The sequence below is a fragment of the Streptomyces violaceorubidus genome (assembly GCF_000717995.1).
In the GTDB taxonomy this organism is placed as follows: domain Bacteria; phylum Actinomycetota; class Actinomycetes; order Streptomycetales; family Streptomycetaceae; genus Streptomyces; species Streptomyces violaceorubidus.
Genome location: NZ_JODM01000030.1, coordinates 1 through 25,133 on the forward strand (window position 1 = coordinate 1; position 25,133 = coordinate 25,133).

13 protein-coding genes are annotated in these 25,133 nt (G+C 73.0%); 2 read left to right on the plus strand and 11 right to left on the minus strand.

Annotated features, from left to right (window positions below):
• Positions 1–103: 103 nt before the first annotated feature.
• Positions 104–316, minus strand: coding sequence for an MbtH family protein (locus tag IE94_RS0127850; RefSeq protein WP_030189581.1), 213 nt, complete (start codon positions 314–316; stop codon positions 104–106).
• Between the two features lie 89 nt (positions 317–405).
• Here IE94_RS0127850 and IE94_RS0127855 point away from each other — a divergent pair, with 89 nt between their 5' ends.
• A complete protein-coding gene (locus tag IE94_RS0127855; protein WP_030189582.1) occupies positions 406–1,497 on the plus strand; it encodes an alpha/beta hydrolase-fold protein in 1,092 nt (363 codons plus the stop codon).
• A gap of 48 nt (positions 1,498–1,545) precedes the next feature.
• Here the strand turns inward: IE94_RS0127855 and IE94_RS0127860 are convergent, their stop codons facing one another.
• From IE94_RS0127860 to IE94_RS0127895, 8 genes are all read right to left on the minus strand, one after another.
• Positions 1,546–3,246, minus strand: coding sequence for an ABC transporter ATP-binding protein (locus IE94_RS0127860; RefSeq protein ID WP_030189583.1), 1,701 nt, complete (start codon positions 3,244–3,246; stop codon positions 1,546–1,548).
• Positions 3,233–14,296 (minus strand): non-ribosomal peptide synthetase, encoded by an 11,064-nt coding sequence (locus tag IE94_RS0127865; RefSeq protein ID WP_030189585.1) that lies wholly within the window; start codon positions 14,294–14,296, stop codon positions 3,233–3,235. Before IE94_RS0127865 ends, IE94_RS0127860 begins: the two co-directional genes overlap by 14 nt.
• A 53-nt stretch (positions 14,297–14,349) precedes the next feature.
• Positions 14,350–16,155, minus strand: a complete 1,806-nt coding sequence (locus tag IE94_RS0127870) for an ABC transporter ATP-binding protein (protein WP_030189587.1) — start codon at positions 16,153–16,155, stop codon at positions 14,350–14,352.
• Positions 16,156–16,157: 2 nt separating this feature from the next.
• Positions 16,158–17,210: an iron-siderophore ABC transporter substrate-binding protein gene (locus IE94_RS0127875; RefSeq protein WP_030189589.1), complete on the minus strand. Its 1,053-nt coding sequence runs from the start codon at positions 17,208–17,210 to the stop codon at positions 16,158–16,160.
• Positions 17,211–17,300: 90 nt separating this feature from the next.
• Complete coding sequence (locus tag IE94_RS0127880) at positions 17,301–18,161, minus strand: ABC transporter ATP-binding protein (protein WP_030189591.1); 861 nt, start codon at positions 18,159–18,161, stop codon at positions 17,301–17,303.
• Between the two features lie 38 nt (positions 18,162–18,199).
• On the minus strand, positions 18,200–19,291 hold the full coding sequence (locus tag IE94_RS0127885; RefSeq protein ID WP_425337988.1) for a FecCD family ABC transporter permease: 1,092 nt from the start codon (positions 19,289–19,291) through the stop codon (positions 18,200–18,202).
• Between the two features lie 11 nt (positions 19,292–19,302).
• Complete coding sequence (locus tag IE94_RS0127890; protein WP_030189595.1) at positions 19,303–20,367, minus strand: FecCD family ABC transporter permease; 1,065 nt, start codon at positions 20,365–20,367, stop codon at positions 19,303–19,305.
• Positions 20,368–20,378: 11 nt separating this feature from the next.
• Positions 20,379–21,734 (minus strand): lysine N(6)-hydroxylase/L-ornithine N(5)-oxygenase family protein, encoded by a 1,356-nt coding sequence (locus IE94_RS0127895; RefSeq protein ID WP_030189596.1) that lies wholly within the window; start codon positions 21,732–21,734, stop codon positions 20,379–20,381.
• 174 nt (positions 21,735–21,908) lie between these two features.
• Between IE94_RS0127895 and IE94_RS0127900 the strand changes: the two genes are divergently transcribed.
• The gene (locus IE94_RS0127900; protein ID WP_030189599.1) at positions 21,909–22,856 is read left to right on the plus strand and encodes a methionyl-tRNA formyltransferase; all 948 of its coding nucleotides are present in this window, start codon (positions 21,909–21,911) and stop codon (positions 22,854–22,856) included.
• 85 nt (positions 22,857–22,941) lie between these two features.
• Here the strand turns inward: IE94_RS0127900 and IE94_RS0127905 are convergent, their stop codons facing one another.
• Together IE94_RS0127905 and IE94_RS0127910 are read right to left on the minus strand one after the other, a co-directional pair.
• Positions 22,942–23,181, minus strand: coding sequence for a DUF5302 domain-containing protein (locus tag IE94_RS0127905; protein WP_030189601.1), 240 nt, complete (start codon positions 23,179–23,181; stop codon positions 22,942–22,944).
• Positions 23,182–23,219: 38 nt separating this feature from the next.
• Complete coding sequence (locus IE94_RS0127910; RefSeq protein ID WP_030189607.1) at positions 23,220–25,085, minus strand: CocE/NonD family hydrolase; 1,866 nt, start codon at positions 25,083–25,085, stop codon at positions 23,220–23,222.
• Positions 25,086–25,133 lie beyond the last annotated feature (48 nt).

A 25,133-nucleotide genomic window follows, 5' to 3' on the forward strand; every position in this document is an offset into this window, starting at 1 on the left:
GTCGGCAGCAGAGGCTCAAGCCGGGCCCACTGGCCATTCGTCAGATCCCCACGTCTCACAGGACGTGATCATCAACGAACAAGATCCACTTTCGCAACAAGCCCTAGTCGTCCGCGGCAGCGGTCAGGGAACGCGGGCGCAGGTCGGTCCAGTTGGCCTCGACGTAGGCCAGGCAGGCGTCCCGGGTGTTCTCCTCGAAGACGGTCGTCCATCCTCCGGGCACCGCCGCGAAGGACGGCCAGAGCGAGTGCTGGCCCTCGTCGTTCACCAGGACGAGGAACCGGCCGTCGGCGTCGTCGAAGGGATTGGTGCTCATACCCGCTACCTCCGGATGGAATTAGGTTAGGCTCGCCTAATGCGCGATGAGCTTAACCTTCTGGATTCCCGCTCCACAAGGAGACGTTCATGAGGCGGGCGGGGCCGGATCCCTTCGCCGCGTTCGGACTGCCAGGGGTGCCCGGCACCGACACCTTCTGGGCCGCCGTGACGACACCTGTGGCGGTACCCGACGGTGACGGGTGGGCGACCCTGTTCCTGCGGCGCGGGGCGCGGGCGGCGACCATCGTCTTCGAGAGCTGGTCGGATCCGGTGCCCCTGCGGCGGTGGGGCGACACGGACTGCTGGTACGCCGAGGTGCGCATGCCTGAGCGGCTGCGGGTGACGTACCAGTTCCAGGTGGGCGACGAGGTGTACGTCGATCCGTGCAACCCGGCGGGCGCGGGCGGCGACCGGTCCCTCGCCGCCACGCCGGACGCCCCGGCCCAGCCGCACTGGCCCCCGGTCGGCGCCGCCGACGTCCTGCCGCTGCCGAGCACCCGGTTGCGCTGGACCAGCGAGCGGCTGGGCGGCCGGCGTACCGTGCGGGTCCATCCGGTGGGCGGGGGCGGGCCGTTGGTCCTGCTGCTCGACGGCGACGACTGGCTGTACCTGCACCCGGCTGCGGCTGCCTTCGAATCGGCCTTCGGATGCGGGGAGATGCCCCCGGTCACCCTGGTCTTCCTCCCGGCCCGGGACCGCGAGGGCGAGTTCGGGTGCCGGCCCGCGCTGTGGGAGGCGGTGCGGGACGAGCTGCTGCCCCTGGTGGCCGGGAGCGGGGTGCGTGCCGATCCCGGCCGCACGGTGGTCGCGGGGCAGAGCCTCGGCGGTCTGAGCGCCCTGTACGCGGCGCTGGAGTTCCCGGAGCTGGTGTCGCTCGTCGCCTGTCAGTCGGCGTCGCTGTGGTGGACGCCCGACGCCGCGGACCGGGCGGACCCCCTGGGCGGGCCGGTCGGCGGCACTCTCGCGGCGCGGCTGCGCGCGCGTCCCGACCTGTCCGGTCTGCGGATCGCCTTCGACGTGGGGGAACACGAGACGCGGATGCTCCCCCACTGCGCCCTGGTGGAGACCCTCGCCGAACAGGCCGGTGCGACCGTGCGGGTCTCCAGGTCGGCCTCCGGCCACGACCGCGCGGGCTGGCGGCACGCGCTGCTCCGGGACGTGGCCTGGGCCCTCGGATAGGCGCCGCCCCGACCGCCCACCGGGTCATCGCGTCACCGGGTCACCGGGTCACCGCGTCACCGCCAGGCAGTAGGCCTCGTCGGTGGCGAGGAGGTTGCGGTGCGTGTCCTCGGCGGTGATGACGCCGTCGTCCAGGACGAGGACGCGGTCGGCGGCGTCCAGGAGGGCGGGGCTGCTGGTGATCACGAGGGTGGTGCGGTCCCGGCGCAGCTTGGCGACACCCCGCGCGATGAGCTGTTCGGTCACCGCGTCCACGGCCGTCGTCGGATCGCGCAGCACCAGGACGTCGGTGTCGGCGGCCAACGCGCGGGCCAGGGACAGCCGTTGGCGCTGCCCGCCGGAGAGGTCGGCACCCCGGTCGCGGACGGCGTGGTCGAGCCCGTCGCGGTGCAGGGCGACGACGTCGGTCAGCATCGACGCCTCGACGGCCTCGCCGACCGTGAGGCTGGTGCCCGACGGGTCGATGTTGGAACGCAGGGTGCCCGCGAAGATCTCGCCGTCGTACGGGTTGACCAGCAGGTGCTCGCGGACCTCCTCGACCGCCAGGTCGGCCAGGTCCCGGCCGCCCACCCGCACCGCCCCCTCGTACGCGTCCGGCGGCACGTTCAGCGCGAGGACCGCCGCGAGGTCGGCCGCCGCGCGCGGCTGGTACGCCGCGACGGCCACGAACTCGCCGGCCCGGACCCGGAACCGCACCTTGCGCAGTGCGCCGTGCCGCACGCAGTCAACCTCCAGCTCCCCGCCCGGCTCCGGCCGCCCCGTCCCCGGCGCCGTCACCGGCGGTGCGGCGAGGACCAGGGCCATCCGCTCGGCCGAGGCGCGCGCCATCATCACGTACTTCGGCATCTCCGAGAACAGCTTCAGCGGTTCCATGACGAACTGCGCGAGGCCCACGGCCATGACCAGTTCACCGATGGTGATCCGGCCGCGGAAGGCCAGCCAGCCCGCCGTGAGGGTCACGGCGGCGGCGAGCACCGCGTTGAGGGCCAGTGCGGTGCCCGCGTAGACGCCGCTCACCCGGGCGACGGTGACGGACTGGCGCTTCGCCTCCGTGCTGACCTCGCGGTAGGAGCGGAACGCCGCGTGGTTGCCGCCGAAGCCGTGCAGCGGGCGCAGTCCCGTGATGAGGTCGGCGACCTTGGCGCCCGCCCGTGCCACCCGGGCCTGCTGCTCGCGGGTGCTGGAGCCGATGCGCTTGGACATCACGCTCAGGACGGACAGGATCGCGACGGTTCCCACGATGACCAGCAGCCCGAGCCGCAGATCGGCCACTCCCAGCGCGACCGCCGCGATCAGCACCGCCACCAGCGAGCTGATCAGCAGCGGCACCACCTCGATGATGTCGGCGGTCTGGTCGGCGTCCTCGGTGGCGAGGGTCAGCACCTCGCCGGACTTGAGGTCGACCTCCCGGGCCACCGGTTGGAGTCCGCAGCCCGCGACCCGGACCCGCCAGCGGTGCGCCTCGGTCGTGTTGGCCTTCTGCAGGATCCGCATCCCGAACCGCCAGGACAGGGACACGGTCGTGATGATGACGGCCAGCGCGGCGACGGAGGCGCCGAGCGCGCCGAGGCCGCGATCCCGCAGGGTGTGTTCGACGATCAGGCCGAGCGCGATGGGGAAGGCGGTCTCACCGGCCTGGTAGAGGCCCATGAGGACGGTGCCCCAGGCCATCGCGCCGATGTTGCGCCGCAGGGCGGTTCGGAGGATGTCGGACCCCGCTCGGGGCCGCTGTGCGTCAGGAGTGGTCATCGAGGTGGCGGGCAATCGCTTCCGGGGTTCGAAGGATAAACAGATCGCGGATCGTGATCACTGGACCGTACTCCCGGCGGAGCAGCCCGTTCAGCCGCACCGCCAGCATGGAGTGGCCGCCGAGGGCCACGAAGTCGCTCACGGCGCTCACCTCGTCGTCGTCCAGGTCCAGGGCCTCGGCGAAGAGTTCGCACACCGTCGTCTCGGTCTCCGTCCGCGGTGCGCGCTCCCCCGCCGTGGTCAGCGCGCCCAGCGGCCTGGCCGCCGGGAGCGCCTTGGTGTCGGCCTTGCCGTTCACGGTCAGCGGGATGGCGTCGACCCGGGCGTAGTGCGTGGGGCGCAGGAAGTCCGGCAGCCCGGCGCCCACTTCGGCGGCGACTCCGGCCAGGTCGGCGCCGGCCTCCAGCACGAGGTAGGCGGCGAGCCGGTGGGCGCCGTCGACCTGCGGGTCGGGCTGGGCGACGGCGGCGACGAAGCGCACCGCCGGGTGGGCGGCGAACGCGGCCTCGACCTCCCCGGGTTCGACCCGGTGACCGCGGATCTTGACCTGCTGGTCGGTGCGCCCGAGGTACATCAGGTTGCCGTCGGGCCGCCGCACCACCAGGTCCCCGGTGCGGTACATGCGCTCGCCGGGGACGCCGAACGGGCAGGCGACGAAGCGGTGCGCGGTCTGCGCCGTCCGGCCGAGGTAGCCGCGCGCGATGCCGGTGCCGGTGACGTACAGCTCGCCGGGGACGCCGTCGGGCAGTGGCCGCAGCCAGGGGTCCAGCACGTACACGTCCGTGTTGTCGATCGCGACGCCCACCACGGGGTCGGGGCACTCGAAGGTGCCGACGCCGAGGGTGTTGATCGTGTACTCCGTGGGTCCGTACAGGTTGTAGCCGACGGTGCCCTCGGTCTCGGCCAGCCGCCGCCACAGTGCCGGGGTGACGGCCTCGCCGCCGAGCAGCACCAGCGCGGGCCTGCGGGCCGGGTCGTCGAGCAGGCCCTCGGCGACCAGTTGCTGCGTGTAGGTCGGGGTGACGTTGACGACGTCGATCCCGTGCTCCAGGCAGTACGCGACCAGCCGGGGCGCGTCGCGGCGCAAGTCCTCGTCGCAGATGTGCACTTCGTGGCCGTCGGCGAGCCACAGCAGCTCCTCCCACGACATGTCGAACGCGAACGACACGGTGTGGGCGACGCGGAAGGTCCGGTGGCCGTGCCGGGCCAGGACCGGTTCGAAGATCCGGCGCTGGTGGTTGACCAGCATGTTGGTGAGTCCGGCGTACTCGGTCACCACTCCCTTGGGCCGGCCGGTCGAGCCGGAGGTGTAGATCGTGTACGCGGGGTGCCGCAGCCGGTCCGGGTCCTCGGGGGCGAACGTCACGAACGGCTCGGCCTCGGGCAGCGGCCCGTCCAGTTCGATCAGGTCGAGGTCGCCGGAGAGCCGGTGCGCGACCGTGCTCACCGTGAGTACGGCGTCCGGTCGGGCGTCCGCGACGATCGCGGCGATCCGCTCGTCCGGGTGGTCCAGCTCCAGCGGTACGTAGGCGGCGCCGGTGCGCAGCACGGCGAAGAGCGCCACGATCGAGTCGAGCGAGCGGGGGAGGGCGAGGCCCACGGTCGTCTCGGGTCCGACGCCGCGCCGGGCCAGTACGCCCGCGACCGCCCGGCTGCGGTCCCGCAGTTGCGCGAAGGTCATGGTGGAGCCGTGGGCGACCAGCGCCGTCCGTCGCGGGTCGCGGTCGGCCGCCCGGTCGAAGCGGTCCACGACGGTGTCCGTGCCGATGTCGGTGCGCGCGGCGGGCCCGGGTGCGGGGGCCGGCCCGGGGAGGGAGCCGACCGGCTCCCGGGACCCAGTGCGCGCGGCGAGGTCGTCGAGCAGGCGCAGGTAGTCGTCGAGCAGGCGCCGGGCGCCCGCGGTGTCGTGGTCGCGGTACTCCAGTTTGACGGTGAGCCGGTCGCCCGGGGTGACCACCCACGTGAACGGGTAGTGGGTGGAGTCCTCGGCCCGCACGGAGGTGATGCCGTGCCGGGCGTTCATCTCGGCGAAGGCGTCCAGGTCCAGGAAGTTCTGCAGGACGAACAGGTTGTCGAAGAGCGTGTCGTGGCCGGCGGCCCGCTGGATCTCGCCGAGCCCGAGGTGCTCGTGCTCCATGGCCTCGACTCGGGCCGCCTGCACCGCGGTCAGATAGGCATGGACCGTGTCGTACGGCCGGGCCCGCGTCCACATGGGCACGGTGTTGAGCAGTACGCCGACGGTGTCGGCCAGCCCTTCGCCCTCCCGGCCGGAGACGGTCACGCCGAAGACGGCGTCGGCGCGGCCGGTGCGGGCGCCGAGGAGGAGACCGAAGGCGCCGGTCAGCACCGAGTTCAGCGTGACGCCGTACGTCCTGGCCGCCGCCCTCAGCGCGTCCGACCGTTCGGCGGTCAGCGTGTGCACGAGTGCGCGGGGGAGGTCGTCGGGGAGGTCGGGCGCCGGTCCGGCGAGCAGGGTCGGGCCGGACAGCCCGGCCAGGTGCCGCGCCCAGAAGCGTTCCGAGGGGGCGGGGTCCTTGGCGGCGAGGGCCCGGGTGTGGTCCTCGAAGCCCGGCGCGGCGGGCACGGCGTCGAGCGGTGCGCCCTCGACGAGGGCCTCGTAGGCGTCGAACAGGTCGCGCAGGACGATCTCCCGAGACCAGCCGTCCCACAGCAGCAGGTGGTAGCTGAGCAACAGGCCGTCGCGGTCGCCGGGCAGCCGCACCACGGTCAGCCGGATCAGTGGCGGCTCGCCGGGGTCGAATCCCCTCTCCCGGTCCCCGAGACGCAGGGCGTCGGCCTCGGTGTCCGTCGCCGCCTCGACGGTGCGGACGTCGAGGCGGCGGCCGGCGGCGAGGACCTGGACCGGGTTCCCGTCCTCGTCGACGGTGAAGCCCGCGCCGGCGGCCGGGTGCCGGGCGAGCACGTACCCCATCGCCCGGGACAGCGCGTCGGGGTCCAGGCGCCGTTCGAAGGTGAAGTAGCTCTGGGCGACGTAGTGTCCGGCCGGGCCCGTCAGCTGGGCCTGGAAGTACAGGCCTCGTTGCAGGGGGCCGACCGGTGCCGTGCGCTCGGCCGTGGCGGCGGCCTCGGCGATCCGTTCCAGTGCGTGGTGCCAGTGGCCGGTGATCTCGTCGGGAACGCCCTCGGCCAGGGTGAAGGCCGCGTGCAGGCTGCCGGTGGCCGCGTCGGTCCACGCGTTCACCTCGACCGCGTACGGGGTGCCCCGGTCGCCGCCCGTGAGCCGCGGTGCCTCGGACTCGCCGCCCCGGCCCAGGTAGTTGAAGAGGACCTGCGGTCGGGCGGTGAGCAGCGGGGCGGTCTGCGGGTTGAGGTATCGCAGGCCGCCGTAGGCGGCGTGCGCGTGCTCGTCCGGCTGGCGTTCGGCGACCTCGCGGGCCGCGGCGACGGGGTCGGTGTGCGCGGTGAGCCGTACCGGCGCGACGGCGGTGAACCAGCCGACGGTGCGGGTGTAGTCGTGGTCGTCGCGGGCCGGGACCCGGCCGTGCCGCTCCAGGTCGACCGCCAGGTCGGTGGGGGTCGGCTGGATGTGGGTGAGCGCGGTGCGCAGCGCCCCGCACAGCAGCTCGGTGAGACCGAGGCCGAGCGCGACCGGTGCGGTGCGCGTCACGTGGTCGCTCACGTCCGGGGCGAGTACGACCGTCCGCTCGCGCGGGTTCACCGCGGCGGGCAGCGGGGCGGGGGCCCGGAGGGTGGTGATCCAGTGGGCCAGGTCGTCGGTCGCTTCGCTGGACCGGTCCGTCAGTGCCCGGGCGTACGCGGCGTAGGGCGTGGTCTGCGGTGCCGGGTCAGCCCCGCGCATCGCGCCGGCCAGGTCGTCCAGCAGGATCAGCCAGGACACGGCGTCGACGGCGAGATGGTGCACGGCGATCACCAGCGTCCGGGTCGCCTCCAGCCATGTGAACGCGACGACGTCGCCGCTCTCGGGATCGAGACGGCCGGCCGCCCGGTCGGCCGCGCCCGCCGGGTCGCTCCCGCCGGCCCGGACCACGGTGACCTCGCGGTCGGGTTCGGTACGCAGGGACCACACCCCGTGGTCGACGCGCAGCCGCAGTCGCAGCGCCGGGTGTGTGGCGACGACGGCCCGGGCGGCCCGCTCCGCGTCGCCGAAGCCGGTGCCTTCGGGCGCCGCCAGGGCCCTGGCCTGGGCGAACCGGGCGAGTGATCCGCCCAGTTCCCGTTGGCGCAGGATGATCGGCGTGGGCGGCAGCGGGCCGTCCTCCTGGCGGACGGGCGCGGACGCCACGGGCCGCGGGGTGCGCGTGCCCAGGTGCTCGGCCAGGGCGCGGGGCGTCCGGAGCAGGAACACGTCGCGCGGCGCGATCGGCAGGCCGAGCGACCTGGCCCGGTTGATCAGCGTGATGGCGACGATGCTGTCGCCCCCGGCGGTGAAGAAGTCGGTGTCGGCGTGCGGGTCGGAGCCGGGCAGCGTCGCGGCGAAGATGTCGACGAGCGCCGCGAGCGCCGTGTCGTCCCCGTCGCCGGACGCGCCGTCGTCGCGGGCCGTGCCGTCCGGCGCGCCGCCGTCCCGCGCATCGCCGCGCTCCCAGTGATCGCCGCCCTGCCGCGCATCGCCGCCCTGCCGCGCATCCCCGCCCTCCCGCGCGCCGCCGCCCTGCCGCGCGCCGCCGCCGCTCGTGGGCGGCGTCGGCGCCGCGCGCCGGGTCAGCGCCCCGCGGTCGAGCTTTCCGTTGACCGTCAGCGGCAGGTCGTCCACGGGCAGCACCCGGCCCGGCACCATGTGCGCGGGCAGCTTCGCCGACAGCAGCGCGGTGAGGTCCGCGGGCACCCGGCCCACGACGTGCGCGACCAGGTGGTCCTCGCTGTCGGCGACGGTGACGGCGGCGTCGACCACGCCGTCGAGGTCCCGGATCGCGGACTCCACCTCGCCCGGCTCGATGCGGAAGCCCTTGAGCTGCACCTGGTCGTCGGCGCGGCCCACGAACTCCAGCTCGCCGTCGAGCGTGCGGCGGGCGAGGTCACCCGTGTGGTACATACGGGCGCCGTCGGCCCCGAACGGGTCGGCCACGAACCTGCCCGCCGTGAGCCCGGGCCTGCCCAGGTAGCCGAGCGAGACCTGGTCGCCACTGACGTAGATGGCGCCCACCCGGCCCGGGGGCACCGGGCGGAGCCGGTCGTCGAGCAGGTGGGTGACGAGGCCGGGAACCGGTCCGCCGATGGGGCTGGTGGCGGCGCCGGGGGCGAAGTCGGCGGCGGTCAGCACCCGTTGGGTGACGTGGACGGTGGTCTCGGTGATGCCGTACATGTTGACCAGTTCGGGCGCCTCGGTGCCGTGCCGCTCGACCCAGCCGCGCAGCCGCCCGAGGTCCAGCGCCTCGCCCCCGAAGACGATCCGGCGCAGGGCGGGCAGCGGCTCACCCGCGTGCCGGTCGGCCTCGGCGAACCGGTGGAACGCCGACGGGGTCTGGTTGAGCACGGTCACCCCGCGCTCGCGGACCAGCCGGTGGAAGTCGACCGGGGAGCGGGTCAGCCCGTACTCCGGCACCAGCAGCTCACCGCCGTGCGCGAGCGCGCCCCACAGCTCCCAGACGGCGAAGTCGAAGGAGAAGGAGTGGAACTGGACCCACACGTCGTCCGGGCCGAAGGCCATCGCGGGCCGGGTGCGGGCGAGCAGCGTCACGACACCGGAGTGCGCGACGACGACACCCTTGGGCCGGCCCGTCGATCCGGACGTGTAGATCACGTACGCGGGGTCGTCCCAGCGGGCCCTGGGGCCGGGTTCCGCGTCGGCGGGCGGGTGCCCCTCCCCCGGTACGAGCACGCGGGCCGGCACGCCCGTGCGCTCCAGCAGGCTCGTGAACCGGTCGCGCCGCTCCGGGTCCACGAGGACGACCTGCGGTGCACAGTCGGCGAGGACGTACTCCAGGCGTGCGTCCGGGTACGCCGGGTCCAGCGGCACGTAGGCCCCGCCCGCGGCGACGACGGCGACCAGGGCGACCACCTGCTCGACGGAGGGCGGCACGGCGACGGCGACCCGTTTGCCGGGGCCGACTCCGGCCGCGCGCAGTACTGCGGCCAAGTGGTCCTTGGCCGCGGCCAGTTCGCCGTACGTCACGCTCCGGGTGGCGCCGTCGAGGGCGCATTGGGTGACGGCGGTGGCGCCCGGGTCGCGGCGGGCCGCGGCGTCGAACAGGTCGCCCAGGGTGGCCGGGGCGACCTGTTCGACGGGTTCGGGGACCCCGGACGCCAGGTCGCCGACCGGGGTGTCCGGCCGGGTGAGCAGCGCGGTGAGGTTGCGGGTGAAGGTGCGCAGGATCTCGCGGGCGCCGGTGAGCCCCAGCAGCTCGGTGTCGTGGATCAGATTGAAGCGCGGGCGGCCGTCCGGCATACGCTCCACGACGAGTGTCAGCGGGTAGTGCGGGGCGCCCTCGTTGGTGATCCCGGTGACGGCGAGGGTGTCGCCGGGTCGCCGCAGTGCGGCCACGTCGGTCGCCACGTCGAACACCACCAGGGTGTCGAAGAGCGCGCCCGCGCCGGCCCGGCGCGCGATGCGGGCCAGCGAGACGTGCTGGTGCGGCAGTACCGCGCCCTGGTGGGCCCGGACGGCGGCGAGCAGGTCCCGCGCGGTCGTGCCGGCGGCCCAGCGGGCGCGCAGGGGGATCGTGTTGATGAACAGGCCCACCATGTCCTCGATGCCGGGCACGTCCGCGTCGCGGCCCGACACCGTGGAGCCGAACACCACGTCGTCGCTGTGCAGGATGCCGCCCAGGGTGAGGGCCCAGGCGCTGTGCACGGCCACGCTCAGCGGCACACCGGCCGACCGGGCGGCCGCGTCGACGTCGGTGTCCGCCGGCACCGCGAGGTCGGCGAAGTGCGCGGAGGGCGGGTGCCCCTCGGCGATCAGCGACGGGCCGGGGAGCCCCGCCAGTTGCTCGTCCCACACCCGGTCGCTCACCTGGTCCTCGCGGGCGGCGAGACGGCGTACGTGGTCGGCGAAGCCGCCCGGCACGCGTCCGGAACCCGGCGCGTGGTATTCGGCCAGCAGGGTGCGCAGCATGGGCGGCACCGACCAGCCGTCGGCGACGATGTGGTGCACCGTCTGCACCAGGACGTGCCGGCCGGCCCCGGCGCGGACGAGGGTGTACCGCGTCAGGGGGCCGGTGGCCAGGTCGAATCCGGCGCGGCGGTCCCGCTCGGCGAGGGCGCGGATCTCGTCGTCGGTGATGCCGGGGCGGTCCAGCGTGGTGAAGGGTGCCTCGACCCCGCTCTCCAGCACGGCGACCACACGGCCGTCGGCCAGGGCCACGAAGCGCGCGGCGAGGTTCGGGTGGAGGGTGAGCAGGCGGGTGGCCGCCGTCGCCAGCCGGGCGGGGTCCACCTCGCCCTCCAGGGTGAGCAGTTGCTGCTCGACGTAGCTGCCGGTGGCGTCGTCGTCGTAGACGGAGTGGAAGTACAGGCCCTCCTGGAGCGGGGTCAGCGGGAGGATGTCCCGCAGCGCCGGACCGTCCAGCGCGTCGACGTCGGCCTGGGTGAGCGGGAGCGGGCGGAAGTCGCTGGGCGAGTGGCCGCCGTCCTCCAGCGCGGCAAGACCCGTGAGGGCCTCCTGGTAGTAGGCCCCGAGGGTGGCGATGTCCGCGTCGGTGAACATACCGTCGGGCCAGGAGATGGCGGTGGTCAGTTCGTGGGCGCCGCCGGGGCCGGGTTCGGCGATCGCGTTGAACTCCAGGGCACGGGGCAGGCGCATCCGCGGGTCGCGCTTCTCGCCCAGCTGCCCTGTGGCGCGGACGAGTTGCCAGTCGCCGGACGAGCCCGCGTCGAAGCGGCCCAGGTAGTTGAAGAGCACCTGGGGTGCGGGCGCGTCGAAGGCGACCTGGGCCAGATGGCGCAGGGCGCCGTAGGAGACGCCGTGGTCCGGCACGCGCGCGAGGCCGTCCTTGACCGCCTTGAGGGCGGCGGCCAGGTACTCGGGGGCGGTGGGGTCCGGGGCCGTGCCGGGGTCGACGGTCACCGGGAAGAGGGTGGTGAACCAGCCGACGGTGCGGGAGAGTTCCGGTTCGAATCCTGCGGAGGGGGCGACGAACGCGGCCTCGCGGCCGTGGCCCTCGAGTTCGATGTGCGCGAAGGTCTGTTCCTGGCCGAGGTCGCGACGGTGGCGGGCGAGGGCGACGGCGAGCGCGGTCACCAGGACGTCGTTGACGCCCGCGTGGAACTTCGCGGGGATGTCGCCGAGGAGCGCGGCCGTGGTCCGGGCGCCGACCGTGACGGTCCGGACCCGTTCGCGCGCCACGGTGTCGTCCTCGGTGAGCGCGCGTCTGCCCAGTGGTTCGTCGGGTCCCGGCAGGGGACGACGGAAGCAGGCGCTGTCGGCGTCGAACGCCGCGCGTTCCAGCAACTGGGTCCAGCGCCGGAACGACGTCCCCTCCGGCGGGAGTTCGACCGGCCGGCCCGAGGCGAACTGTCGCCAGGCGGTGGCCAGGTCGTCCATCAGCACCCGCCAGGACACGCCGTCGATCACCACGTGGTGGACGACGAGGGCCAGTTGCCTCGCCTCGCGGCGCCAGACGGCGCGCAGCATCGTGCCGTTCACCGGGTCGAGTTCCCCGGTGGCCAGGGCGAGGCACGCGTCGAGCGGCCGGTCGCTCTCCTGCCAGAGGTCAACGACGGCGTCCGGGTCCGCCTCCGGGACGTCGAAGCTCCAGCGGTCACCGCGCACGAGATGGGCCCGCAGCATGGGGTGCCGACGCACGAGGGCGGCGAGAAGCGCGTCGAGGGCGTCGGCGGTCAGGTCCGCCGGGGTGCCCAGCACGACCGACTGGACGAAGCCGTCGATCGCGTCCGTGGTCTCGCCGAGCCACTGCACGACCGGTGATCCGACGACGGTTCCGGTCGCCACGTCGCGGTGGTCCACGGCCGTGGTGTCCTCGCGGCTCGCGACCGCCGCCAGCGCTCCCACCGTGCTGTGGGTGAAGATCTGCCGGGCGCTCACGTAGAGGCCGGCGTCGCGCAGCGCGCCGAGCAGGGAGATCGCCAGGATGCTGTCGCCGCCCAGCCGGAAGAAGTCCTGGTCGACCCCGACCCGGTCCAGCTGGAGCACGGCCGCGACCGCCGCGCACACCGTCCGCTCCTCGTCGGTGGTGGGCGGGACGACACCGGCCGTGGTGATCACGGGTTCGGGCAGTGCGTTCCGGTCGAGCTTGCCGTGCGCGGTGAGCGGGAACTCGGTCATCACGACGACGTGGGTGGGCACCATGTACTCCACCATGTGCTCGCCGGCCCACGCCCTGACGTCGTCCGCGCGCAGGTTCTGGTGGCCGGCCACCGGGATGACGTATCCCACCAGGTAGGTGCCGCCCGCCGTGTTCTTCTTCGCGACGACGCAGGTGTGGCGCACCTGGGGGTGTTCGGCGAGTCCGGTCTCGACGTCCTCGATCTCCAGGCGCATGCCGCGGATCTTGATCTGGTTGTCGGCGCGGCCGAGGAAGTCGAGCGAGCCGTCGGGGGCGAAGCGCGCGAGGTCGCCGGTCCGGTACAGCCGGGAGCCGTCATGTGTGAAGGGGTTCGCCACGAACCGGGAGGCCGTCAGGCCCGGCGCGTTCACATAGCCGCGCCCCAGCAGCAGTCCCCCCGCGTACAGTTCACCGCCGACGCCGACCGGCACCGGGCGCAGTTCGTCGTCGAGGACGTAGAGCCGGGTGTTGGGGTTGGCCCGGCCGATCGACGTCGACAGGCGTTCGGCGGCCCCCCGGTAGGCGACGTGCGAGACCCCGATGGTCGTCTCGGCGGGGCCGTAGCCGTGGTACAGGGGGATGTCGAGCCGGGTGCGGAAGCGCTCGTACAGTTCGGGCGTGAGTACCTCGCCGCCGCACCAGACGTGCCGGAGGCTGTCGAGGCGAGACGAGTCCCCCGCCATCTCCAGCAGTACGTCCAGCATGGACGAGACGAGGTAGGTGAAGGTGACGCGCTGCTCGGCGATCACGCTCAGCAGGTGGTGCGGGTCGCGTTCGCCGCCGGGGCGCAGGACCACGAGCCTGCCGCCGCTGACGAGGGGCAGGAAGATCTCGTTGATGGAGATGTCGAAGGACAGTGGCGCCTTGAACAGGGCCGCGTCGCCGGGTCCGAAGCCCAGGATCTCGTGGATCTGCCACAGCAGGCGCTCGCTGATCGCCTCGTGCCGGATCATGGCGCCCTTGGGCCGCCCGGTCGAGCCCGAGGTGAAGATCACGTAGGCCAGGGCGTCGCCGTGGGCGGTGATCCCGGTCCCGCCGGTGGGGTGGTCGCCGAACCGCCAGTCGCCGAGGTCCACGGGCACCGCGTCCGGTTCCGTCCGGGCGTGCTCGCCCGAGGAGTTGAGCTGGAGGACGATGCCCGCGTCCTCGATGACGACGGCCCGGCGTTCGGCGGGCCAGTGCGGGTCGAGCGGGACGAACGCGCCCCCCGCCCGGAGCACGGCGAGCAGCCCGACGACCATCTCGGCGGAGCGCTCCAGACGGATGCCGACGACGTCTTCGGCGGTGAGCCCGCGGGCGAGCAGGTGGTGGGCCAACTGGGCGGAGAGTTCGTCGGTCTGGCGGTAGGTCAGGGTGCGGTGCTCGTCGACCACGGCCACGGCGTCCGGCCTCGCGCGTGCCTGTTCCTGGAACATCTCCACCAGGGTGGGGCGGACCCGGTCGGCGTCGGTGTCGTTCCACCGCGCGAGGTCCTCCAGCCGCTGTTCCGGGCCGCAGGGGCCGACGGTGCCGAGCGGACGGTCCGGGAAGTCGGCGAGGTCGTCGAGTGCGAGCTGGGCGTCGTCCGGTTCGACGTCCGCCGGCAGGGTGATGGTCCGCCCGCCCGCGCCGACGGTCCAACCGCCGGGCGCCGTACCGCCGTTGTCGGTCCAGCCGAGTACGTCGGTGAACAGGGTGCCCGCGGTGAGGTCGAGTCCGGCGGGGCCGCGGCCGGAGGCCCAGTACGCCAGGGAGACGGCGCACGCCTCGGCGATGACCTGGTCCGAGAAGTCGCCGGTGCGCCGGCGGATGCCGGTCAGGTGCCTGGGGGAAAGCCGTACGAGAGAAGCGGTCGGTTCCATCATCGAAGACTCAACGCCCCTTCCAAGGAATGAAGGCAGGCTAACCTAACTTAGGCTCACCTAACACCCCGCCCGCCGCCCTCGCGCCAGGCCCGCCACAGCCGTGCGTAGCGGCCGTCCAGGGCCACCAACTCCGCGTGGGTGCCCTCCTCGACGACCCGTCCGGCGTCCAGGACGGCGATCCGGTCCGCCGCCATCGCCTGGGTCAGGCGGTGCGCCACGAACAGCGTGGTGCGGCCCGCACACGCGGCCAGCACCGCCCGCTCCAACTCGGCGGCACCCTCGCTGCCCGCCTCCGCGGTCGACTCGTCGAGGACCACCACCGGCGCCCGGCCGAGCACCAGCCGGGCCAGCGCGATCTGGGCGACCTTGGTCCCGTCCAGGCGCTCTCCGCCCTCACCCACGAGCGTGTCCAGCCCGTCGGGCAGCGCCTCCACCCACGGTCCGGCGCCCACGGTGCGCAGGGCGCCCAGGAGTTCGCCGTCGGTCGCCCGCGGCGCGGCCAGCCGCAGGTCGTCGGCGAGCGGCCCGGAGAACACGTGGGTCTCCTGGGTCAGGATGCTCACCAGGGCCCGCGCCCCCGCCTCGTCGAGTTCCGCCAGGTCGGTCCGCCCGACGCGCACCGAGCCCGCCTGCGGGGTCCCGATGCCCGCGACCAGTGCCGCCAGGGTCGTCTTGCCCGCGCCCGTCGCCCCCACGAGGGCGAGCGAGCCACCCGCCGGGATCGTCAGGTCGACGTCCCTGAGCACCGGCTCCTCGGCACCCGGGTAGGTGAACGTCAGCCCCCGCACCGTCACCGGGTACGGGCCGGCCGCCGCGCCGACGGACTCGTCGCCCACCAGCCGGTCCGCCGCGTCCTCCCCCAGCACACCGACCAGGCGGGTCAGGCTCGCGCCGGACTTCTGCGCCTCGTCGAAGGTGAACATGATGGCGCCCAGCGGGGTGAACAGACGGTGGAACAGCAGCGGGGCCGCCGACACCTCGCCCAGCGTGGCCGCGCCCGCCTCCAGCAGCGCGTAGCCCACCACGACCATGAGGGTCAGCCCGATGAACTCGGCGCGGTTCTCCCGGCCGACGAACCGGCCGAAGAACCGGAACACCTCGATGCCGAGCTCGCGCACCCGCCACGACTCGCGGGTGACCCGTTGGCGGAAGGCGTCCTCCAGCCGGTACGCCCGGACGGTGTCGATGCCGTTCAGGCCGCTGATCAGGGCCTGCGCCCGATCGGCCTGGGCCATCCGCTGCCTGCGGTACAGCGGGGCGGACCTCGGCAGGTACCAGCGCAGGGCCAGCGCGTAGGCGGGCAGCGCGCCGGCGCCCGCCAGGCCGAGCCGCCAGTCGAGGCCGAACATGCCGGCCGTGGCGATGGCGACGAGCACTCCGGCCGAGAAGACGGTGGGTACGGCGGTGCGGATGCCCTTGGAGATCACGGCGACGTCGTCGCCGACCCGGGACAGCACGTCGCCGCGGCCCACCTGCTCGACGCGGGCACTGGGCATGGCCAGCACCGCGCGGACGGCGCCCTCCCGGAGCCGGGCGAGCAGGTCGGCGCCCAGCCGCCCGATCAGGTACGTCGACACCGCGGTCGCCGCCGCGCCGAGCAGCGCCGCGGCGACCATCAGGGCGCCGATCACGACCAGGACGGACCGCGACCCGCCCCCGGCCACCGCGTCGACCACGCGGCCCAGCAGCAGCACCGGGAGGACCTGGAGCGCCGCCCCGGCCACCGTGGTGAGCACCGTGGCGGCCGTCAGCCACGGCACCTCGCGGCAGTGGGCCGCGACCCATCGCCCGGCCTCGCGTCCGCTCGCCGTACGCAGGACGGCCGGGGCCGCAGCGACGCGGTTGTCGGTGGTGCTCACACCTACCCGGCCGACTTGACGAGTTCGTCGACGGCGTACGGCATGGACAGCAGGGTGCCCTGCGAGATGGCCGCGCCGACCGCCGGGCCCTCGCTGTCCAGCAGGTAGGACACCTTGCCGTTCTTGACGGCGTCCAGATTGGTGAACAGCTCGAACTTCTTCAACGCGTCCTGGTCCGCCTTGTCGTTGATGACGAAGACGCGGTCCACGTCGACCAGGTCGACGCGCTCGGGCGAGAGCGTGGTGTAGAAGTCGCCGCCGGCGACCTTGTCGATCCCGGTCTGGTACCGGAAGCCGATGCCGGTCACCAGCCGCCCGCGCACGTCGGTGGAGGTGAACGGGGCCACCGAGTCCTTGTACCAGGAGAGCACCACCGCCGTCCTGTCCGCGAACTCGGGGTGCGCCTGCTTGGCCGCCTCCAGCTTGCCCTGGATGTCGGCGACCATCTTCCGGCCCTCCTCGGCCTTGCCGAGCGCCTTGGCGATGTGCAGCGCGTTGTCCTGCCAGGGAGCGCTGAACGGCTCCTTCTCGCCCTTGGTGCGCCCCACCGTGGGCGCGATCCTGGAGAGCTTGTCGTAGGCGGCCTGGTCGATCTCAGAGTAGACCGCGACGATCAGGTCGGGGCGCAGCGCGGCGATCTTCTCGTAGTTGGGCCCCGTGTCACCGTTCTTCATGACGACCTCGGGCTCGGTGTCCCCCCACTTGTCCTTCACCCAGGGCCACTGGGTGTTGATGTCGGGGCTCTGCCCGGCCGGGTTCGGGTACTGGTCGACCATGCCGACGGGCTTGATGCCGAAGGCCAGGACGGTCTGGTCGTCGGTGTAGCCGACGGAGACGACCCGCTCGGGCGCCTTGTCGATCTCCGTCGTTCCGAACGCGTGCTCCACCGTGACCGGGAAGGCACCGGCCGCGGCCGGGGTGCCACCGCCCGCCCCGTCCGCCGGGTCGTCCGAGTCGGAACCGCATCCCGCGAGGAGTCCGACGCCGAGCACGGTCGCGGACAGGGCCGCCGCGAGTCGTCGCCAGGGCTTCGTACGCGTCGTTCTGAGGAGCATCCGGAGATCCCTTTGCTGTCGCGCCGTCCACTGCGCCCCCTCTGAGGGCAGCCAACCTTATCGCGCCCGAGTGAGGTTAGCCTACCCTCACTACAACAACTCGGTTGCCTTCGTGGCGAGTTCGACGTGGGTACGTCCGATCGGCACGACGAGGGGGCGGTCCCCGACCGGGTCGTCGATCACCATGGCGCGCAGCCCGAACGCCTCACGCAGCAGGTCGGCGGTGATCACGTCGCGCGGGTGGCCCTGCGCCAGGACGGCGCCCTCCTTCATGACGACCAGGTTGTCGCTGTAGCGCGTGGCCAGGTTGAGGTCGTGCAGCACCATGACCACGGTGCGACCGGACTCGTGCAGGTCGTCGACCAGGTCGAGCACGTCGACCGCGTGCGCGAGGTCCAGGTAGGTGGTGGGCTCGTCCAGCAGCAGCAGGTCGGTGCCCTGGGCCAGGGTCATCGAGATCCACACGCGCTGGCGCTGTCCGCCGGAGAGCGAGTCCACGGGACGGTCCGCGAGGTCGGACACGCCGGTCATGGCCAGCGCCCGCCGCACGACCTCGGCGTCGTCCGAGGACCACTGCCGCAGCCAGCTCTGGTGCGGGTGGCGGCCCCGGGCGACCAGGTCGGACACCGTCAGCCCCTCCGGGGCCACCGGCGCCTGGGGCAGCAGTCCGAGCTTCTTGGCCACGTCGCGGGTCCTGAGCGCGGCGATGTCCTCGCCGTCCAGCACGACCGTTCCGCCGGTCGGCCTGAGCAGCCGGGACAGGGTGCGCAGCAGGGTCGACTTGCCGCAGCCGTTCGGTCCGATGATGGTGGTGATCACCCCGGGCGGGATCGCCACGTCGAGACCGTCGATGACGGACCGGGCCCCGTACCCGACGGTGACGCCCCGGGCCGCCAGCCGTGAGGCGCCGTCACCTTCCGTTTCGGTCCCGGTGATGGACTGAACGACCACAAGGCCCCCTCGATTAGGCTCGCCTTACTTTGTACCAGCTATCTGCGGTTCGCCCGCACCAGCAGATAGACGAGGAAGGGCCCGCCGACGGCGGCGGTGACCACGCCGACGGGCAGCGAGACGGGCAGCGCGGTGCGCGCGACCAGGTCGGAGCCGGTCAGCAGCAGCGCTCCCACCAAACCGGAGGCCACCAGCGGCGGGGTCGGGCACCGGGCCAGCCGCATCGCCACCTGGGGCGCCACCAGCGCGACGAACGGCACCGGTCCCGCCGCGCTCACCGCCACGCCGGCCAGCAGCACCGCGCACAGCAGCAGGACCGCGCGCACCGCGCCGTACCGGACGCCGAGCCCGGCGGCGACCTCGTCGCCGAAGTGCAGCGGCTTGAACTGGAAGGCGACACAGGCCACGACGACCAGCAGGACGAGGGTGCACCACAGCGCGACGTGGACCTCGCCCCACGACCGGTTGTCCAGCGAGCCGACCAGCCACGCCTGGGCCCGCGCCACGTCCCGGATGTCGGCGGTGACCAGCAGCCACGTGGTGATCGCCTGCATCACGGCGTTCACCGAGATGCCGATGAGGATGAGCCGGAAGCCGTCGATCCCGCGGCGCCACGCCATGAAGTACACCAGCAGCCCGGTGCCGAGGCCGCCCGCGAGTGCCGCCGCCGACAGGCCCACAAGGTCGGTGACGGCCGTCGCGGCACCACCCGACACGGTCACCAGGAACACCGCGACCGCGTCGGCACCGCTGGTGATGCCGAGGACGTCGGGGCTGGCCAGCGGATTGCGGGCGATCGACTGCGTGAGGGCGCCGGAGACCCCGAGCGCGACGCCGACGACGAGCCCGGCGAGGGCGCGGGGCATCCGCAGGTCCATGATCACGAACTCGTCGACCTGCTCGCCCCGGCCGAGGATCGTGGCGAGGACCCTGGGCAGGGCGATGGGGAAGTCCCCGACCCCGATCGACACGCAGAACACCAGGAAGCCCGCCACCGCCAGGAGCAGGGTGACACCCGCGATCCGGGGCCGCCACACGAACGACACGCCGCCGAACCGCACACCGGGCGCCACCGGGGCCCGTGGGTCCGCCTTCGCCTCCACTGCCCTGCCCGCCCCGTTCGCCGTCACGTCCGCCCCGTTCACGCGTTCTTGAACTTCCCGCGCCACACCAGGACGGCGAAGAACGGTGCGCCGAGGAGCGAGACGACGACCCCGGCGTCCAGTTCCCCCGGCCGCACCACCAGGCGCCCCACGATGTCGCAGACCAGCAGCACGAGGGCCCCGAGCAGACCGGCGCAGGGCACCAGCCAGCGGTAGTCCGGGCCGGTCAGGTACCGGGCCACGTGGGCCACCATGAGCCCGAGGAACGCGATGGGGCCGCAGGCCGCCGTCGCCGCCCCGGCCAGCAGGGTGATGGCGACGATGCCGACGGTGCGGGTGCGCGCGACACTCACCCCGAGGGCCCGTGCGACGTCCTCGCCCAGATGGAGCAGGTTGACGGACGGCAGCGTGGTCAGCGCCAGCAGCAGCCCGGCGGCGACGAAGGCGGACACGGGCCAGATGACGTCGAAGCCGACCCCGGTCAGCGAGCCCGCGTTCCAGAACCGCAGGGCGTTCAGCGAGGCCTTGTCCGTCAGCGCGACCGCCGTGGTCATCGCCGCGAGGAACACCGTGACCCCCTGCCCTGCCAGCGCGAGGGTGAGCGGGTTGCCCGCCCCGCGGCCGATGCTCGACAGCCCGAACACGACGACACCGGCGACCGCCGCGCCCAGGAAGCCGAACCAGACGTACTGGAACGGGTCGGTGAACCCGAAGGCGGCGATCCCCGACACCACGGCGAACGAGGCACCCGAGTTCACCCCCAGCAGCCCCGTGTCGGCGATGGGATTGCGCGTGTACCCCTGGATCAGCGCCCCTCCCACGCCCAGCGCGAGGCCGGCCACGACGGCGAGCACCGTGCGGGGCACCCGTACGGTCCGCACGATGAGCCGGATCTCGGTCAGCCGCTGGTCGGACTCGGGCACCGCGAACAGCCCGTGCCACACCTCGGCGGGGCTGAGCGCACGCGCGCCGACGGCCAGCGACGCCGCCGCCGCGACCACGAGGAGCGCCGCGAGCACACCCAGCCCGGCAACACGGCGCCGCCGGGCCTCCGTTGGGCCCTGCGGGCCGGTCGCGGGGCGCCGGGCCCCAGTCGTGGTCATGGCGTCGTACCCTAACGCGTGCCGGTGCCGGTTCCGTCGGCGACCGTACGGGCCTCGTCCGCGGCGGACTTGAGACCCCCGTCGAGGAGCGACTCGAGGATCTCGCCGACCCTGACGGCGGTGTTGGACAGCAGGGACGAGGTGATGCCGTGCGTGTGCTCCGTGCCGCCCTGGAGATAGATGCCGCAGCGCAGGGCGGGGTCGGTGGCGACGCGGTAGTCGCGCTCGACGCGCACCCGGCCCTCGGCGTCGCGCAGGCAGCGGTCGGCGACCTCGCCGAGCAGGCCGAGGGGGTCGGCCGGTCCGTACCCGGTGGCGAAGACCACGACGTCCGCGTCCAGGAGGCGCTCCTCTCCGGTGACCAGCGACGTCACGGTGGCACGCACCCGGTCCGGCGTCTCCTTGACGTCGGAGAGCCGGGACACGTTGAGGAAGCGCAGCCGCTCGGTGCCCAGGACCTTCTCCCGGTACATCTGCCGGTACAGGTCGTCGATCAAATCGATGTCCACCACGGAGTAGTTGGTGTTGCCGTGGTAGTCCATCAGCCGGCGTTTGACGCTGCCGGGAGCGGTGAAGTAGTCGTCCACCGCAGCCGGGTCGAAGATCCGGTTGGCGAACGCGCTGTCGTCGGCGGGGCTGTAGCCGTAGCGTGCGAAGACCGCGCAGACCTCGGCGGCGGGGAAGCGGCGGTGCAGGTAGGCGACGTTCTCCGCGGCGCTCTGCCCGGCGCCGACGACGATGAACCGCGAGGGCGAGGTGCCCTCCAACGCGTCCACCCTGGCCAGCAGTTCGGAGTTGTGCCAGACGCGGTCGCCGCGCTCCACACCCTCCGGCACGAGGGGGCGCAGCCCGGTGCCGACGACGAGGTTGCGCGCCCGGTGGACCTCCAGCCCCTCCCCGGAACGGACCGTCACCTCCAGGTGGTCCACGACTCCGTCCCGCTCGACGGGCGCGACGCCGACGACCTCGTGGCCGTAGGAGACCATGTCGGCGACCTTGGCCGCGGTCCACTCGAAGTAGTCGTGGAACTCGATGCGCAGCGGAAAGAGGTTCTTGTGGTTGATGAAGTCGATCAGCCGCCCCTTGCTCTGCAGGTAGCAGAGGAAGCTGTACTCACTGGCCGGGTTCCGCAGGGTCACCAGGTCCTTGAGGAAGGACACCTGCATGGTCGCGTCGTCGATCAGCATGCCGCGGTGCCAGCCGAAGCGCGGTTGCTGCTCGAAGAAGCGGGCGTCGAGCGCCTCCTGCCCGCCGGCCCGTGCGTTGTGCTCGCGGATCGCGATCGCCATGGCGACATTGGACGGCCCGAAGCCGATACCGATGAGGTCGTGGACGAGCGTGGGGTCAGCAGGAAGATCCTGTGACATGTCACTCCCCTCGTACGCCGAAAACTTAGGTGAGCCTAAGCTAACGAGATACGGCTGTCGATAGGGCTGCCGACGGACGATTCGCGCCAACTGGTCTGCTGCGCAGGGATATTGCAGAGTAAGGTAAGCCTTGCTTAACTGCCCGGGTCAGCCCCTGCCTTGAGGAGGAACCCCATGCGGGTCGTCATGTTCGGCTACCAGACCTGGGGGCACCGCACCCTGCGAGCACTGCTGGACTCCGAGCACGACGTGGTCCTCGTGGTCACGCATCCTGGGAGCGAGCACGCGTACGAGAAGATCTGGAGCGACTCCGTCGCCGATCTCGCCGAGGAGCACGGCGTCCCGGTGCTGATCCGCAACCGCCCGGACGACGACGACCTGTTCGAGCGTCTCAAGGACGCCGATCCGGACATCATCGTGGCCAACAACTGGCGGACCTGGATCCCCCCGCGCATCTTCGGCCTCCCGCGACACGGCACCCTCAACGTGCACGACTCGCTGCTGCCGAAGTACGCCGGTTTCTCCCCGCTGATCTGGGCGCTGATCAACGGCGAGAGCGAAGTGGGCGTCACCGCGCACATGATGAACGGCGAACTGGACGCCGGTGACATCGTCCGGCAGGAGGCGGTGCCGGTCCGTCCGACGGACACCGCCACCGACCTCTTCCACAAGACCGTCGACCTGATCGCCCCGGTCACCCTCGGCGCCCTCGGGCTCATCGCGGCCGGGCAGACGGAGTTCACCCCGCAGGACCGGTCCCGGGCGAGCTTCTTCCACAAGCGGTCGGCCGACGACATCCGCATCGACTGGAACTGGCCGGCCGAGGACCTGGAGCGCCTGGTCCGCGCCCAGTCCGAGCCGTACCCCAGCGCCTTCACCTTCCACCGGGGGCGGCGGCTGGAGATCCTCGCCGCGGTGGTCTCCGAGGCCCGCTACGGCGGTACGCCCGGCCGGATCTTCTACCGCGAGGGCGAGGGCGTGGTGATCGTCGCCGGAGCCGACGCGCGCCGGGGCCGCAACCACGGCCTCGCCGTGACGCGGGTACGCACCCAGGACGGAAGGGAGTTGGCCGCGACGGAGTACTTCACCTCCATGGGCGGCTATCTGACCGCCCGCCCCTGAGCACCCCGACCGGCCCCCTCCACGACGGGCAGGGCCCGACCGTGCTGCCACGGTCGGGCCCTGCCCCGGACGGTCGCGCGCGGCCTCAGCCGCTCTTGCGCCGGAACGAACGCTGGCTGGCGGCCGGGCCGTGAGTGCCCCGGATCTTCGCCACGTCGGCGCCCGCCGCGAGGGCGGCGGCCTCCGCCTGTTTGCCGCGCTTGCGCTCCAGTGCCTGGCGGAATTTGTCCTTCAGGTCGTACTGACCGTCGGCGTCGGGAGCCAGTGCGGGGCTCTGGTCCTCCGCCGCTTCCGAACCTGTTTGCGATGAAGACTCTTCAGTCATGACGACCTCCTGGGCTCGGACTACAGGAGCACAGCTTGTCACGACCTGCCGCCCGGAACCAACGAGAATGCGCCCGGGCCCACCGGCAGGCTCACCGTGTACTGGCGCAGATACGTGTCCAGGTACGGCGACCGGTCGCCCTGGGTGGCGATGTCGTCGGCCGGGTCGTCCAGGGCGAGGCGCAGCTTCGCACCACTGACCTCGATGGTCTCGCCGGACGGTGTGTCCCGCCAGGAACCGGTCTGGATCGACCCGATCTCCACGGCCAGGACGTGTCCGGCGGCGAGGGTCCAGTCGGTCGCCTTCAGGTCGACGCCCATCCGGCCGGACTTCACCAGGGAGACCTGCTCGTCGAACATGACCGCGGTGCCGTCGGGGGCGACGTCGTACAGCTTGAGCATGACGTTGCCCTCGCCGCGGGCCGTCAGCGAGACCTGCGGGGTGCCGGTGACGCGCGTGTCCCTCGTGAGCGGCTTCGACCAGACGAAGAAGCTGGAGGCGGCCTCACCGGCGCGCTGACGCTTCGCCAGTTCCGCGGCCAGCCCGGCCGGGGCCGGCTGCTCGGTCGCGGGCGCGTTCTCCATGTCCCACCTGCCGGTCGGCCGCGGCGGGGCCTTCGGTGCCGGACCGCCGGACGCGGTCAGCGCCGCGCGGGCGGACGCGCCGCCGTCGTCCACGTAGGAGCCGCCGCCGAGCGCGACGGTGACCGACCGCTCGGTGACGGGCCAGGTGCGCTGGGCCCGCCAGGCTCCGGTGGAGTCCTCGACGGCGTAGGCCGGGTAACGCACGCTCGGCCCGGCGCCCTTCAGGTACTGGTCGTAGAAGGCGAGGGTCTCGTCGTACCAGCCCGCACGGCCCATGGCCAGGCGTCCGTCCCCGACGCGGTCGCCGCCGCGCACGTGGTCCCACTGGCCGAGCCAGCCGCGCTCGGGGCCCCGGTGGTTGTCGAGGTACTCCTCCATCTCCTCGGGCTTGGTGTTGTTCTCGACGAAGCCCTGCGTGACGAACAGCGGGGTGTCACTGCCCCGGGCCATCCTCGCCAGGTCGCGGGAGGTCCAGTGCTCGTCCCGCTGGTCGGATATGCGGTAGCCGGCCGAGTTCTCCGTCAGGCACTCCGGATGACTCTCCTCGTAGCGGGCGGCCTCCTGGTAGCGGGGATCGTCGTCCGCCATCGGCGGCATCGAGGCGATGGAGTTGTACGCGTCGGCGGTGCCCGTCACGTTCGGCCGCGGCACCCCGTTGGAGTAGATGTACTGGTACATGTCCCACACGGGTTCCTGGGCGACGACGGCCTTGAGGGCACGCTGGTCCAGGTTGTTGCCGATCAGGCCCGTGACGGCGTCGTAGGACTTGCCGTACATGCCGACCGCGCCGGTGGACCACGGCTGCTTCGCGGCCCAGTCGATCGCGGCTCTGACGTCGGCCTGTTCGCCGGGGCCGCCCCAGTCCAGACAGCCGGTGGAGCCGCCGAAGCCGCGCAGGTCCACCATGACGAAGGCGTACCCCTGGTCGAACAGGTCGGTGCCCTCGATGAAGTCCTGGAAGCGGGCGGAGGGGCCGGTGCGGGACCAGCCCTCGGGACCGGTCTGGCCGGCGTGGGCGAAGTACGGACCGATCGACACGATGACCGGAACCCTCTCCTTCCGCTTCAGCCCCTCGGGCAGCAGGACGTCGGCGTGCAGCCGGGTGCCCGAGCGGTCGGAGGACGGGAAGTAGTGCTGGGTCCAGACCGAGCCCTCCGGGACGCGGTCGTTCTCCTCGTGCGTGACGGGGCCGGTCCCGGTGGCGGGTGCCCCGGCCTCCGCCTCGTGCGCCGCGACGGCGGTGCTGCCCAGGCCGACGGTCAGGGCGAGGGCGGCGACGAGTGCCGATGCGGTCCGGACGACCGCGCGACGTGGTCTCACATGCTCCTCCTGGAAGGCGGGTGCAGGTGGTACGGGTGGTGCAGGTCT

Bases quoted from the DNA above. Each gene is read 5' to 3' on its own strand.
- IE94_RS0127905 (WP_030189601.1), bottom strand. From the start codon at position 23,181: ATGACTGAAGAGTCTTCATCGCAAACAGGTTCGGAAGCGGCGGAGGAC.
- IE94_RS0127865 (WP_030189585.1), bottom strand. From the start codon at position 14,296: ATGATGGAACCGACCGCTTCTCTCGTACGGCTTTCCCCCAGGCACCTG.
- IE94_RS0127860 (WP_030189583.1), bottom strand. From the start codon at position 3,246: ATGACCACTCCTGACGCACAGCGGCCCCGAGCGGGGTCCGACATCCTC.
- IE94_RS0127900 (WP_030189599.1), top strand. From the start codon at position 21,909: ATGCGGGTCGTCATGTTCGGCTACCAGACCTGGGGGCACCGCACCCTG.
- IE94_RS0127875 (WP_030189589.1), bottom strand. From the start codon at position 17,210: ATGCTCCTCAGAACGACGCGTACGAAGCCCTGGCGACGACTCGCGGCG.
- IE94_RS0127890 (WP_030189595.1), bottom strand. From the start codon at position 20,367: ATGACCACGACTGGGGCCCGGCGCCCCGCGACCGGCCCGCAGGGCCCA.
- IE94_RS0127855 (WP_030189582.1), top strand. From the start codon at position 406: ATGAGGCGGGCGGGGCCGGATCCCTTCGCCGCGTTCGGACTGCCAGGG.
- IE94_RS0127895 (WP_030189596.1), bottom strand. From the start codon at position 21,734: ATGTCACAGGATCTTCCTGCTGACCCCACGCTCGTCCACGACCTCATC.
- IE94_RS0127850 (WP_030189581.1), bottom strand. From the start codon at position 316: ATGAGCACCAATCCCTTCGACGACGCCGACGGCCGGTTCCTCGTCCTG.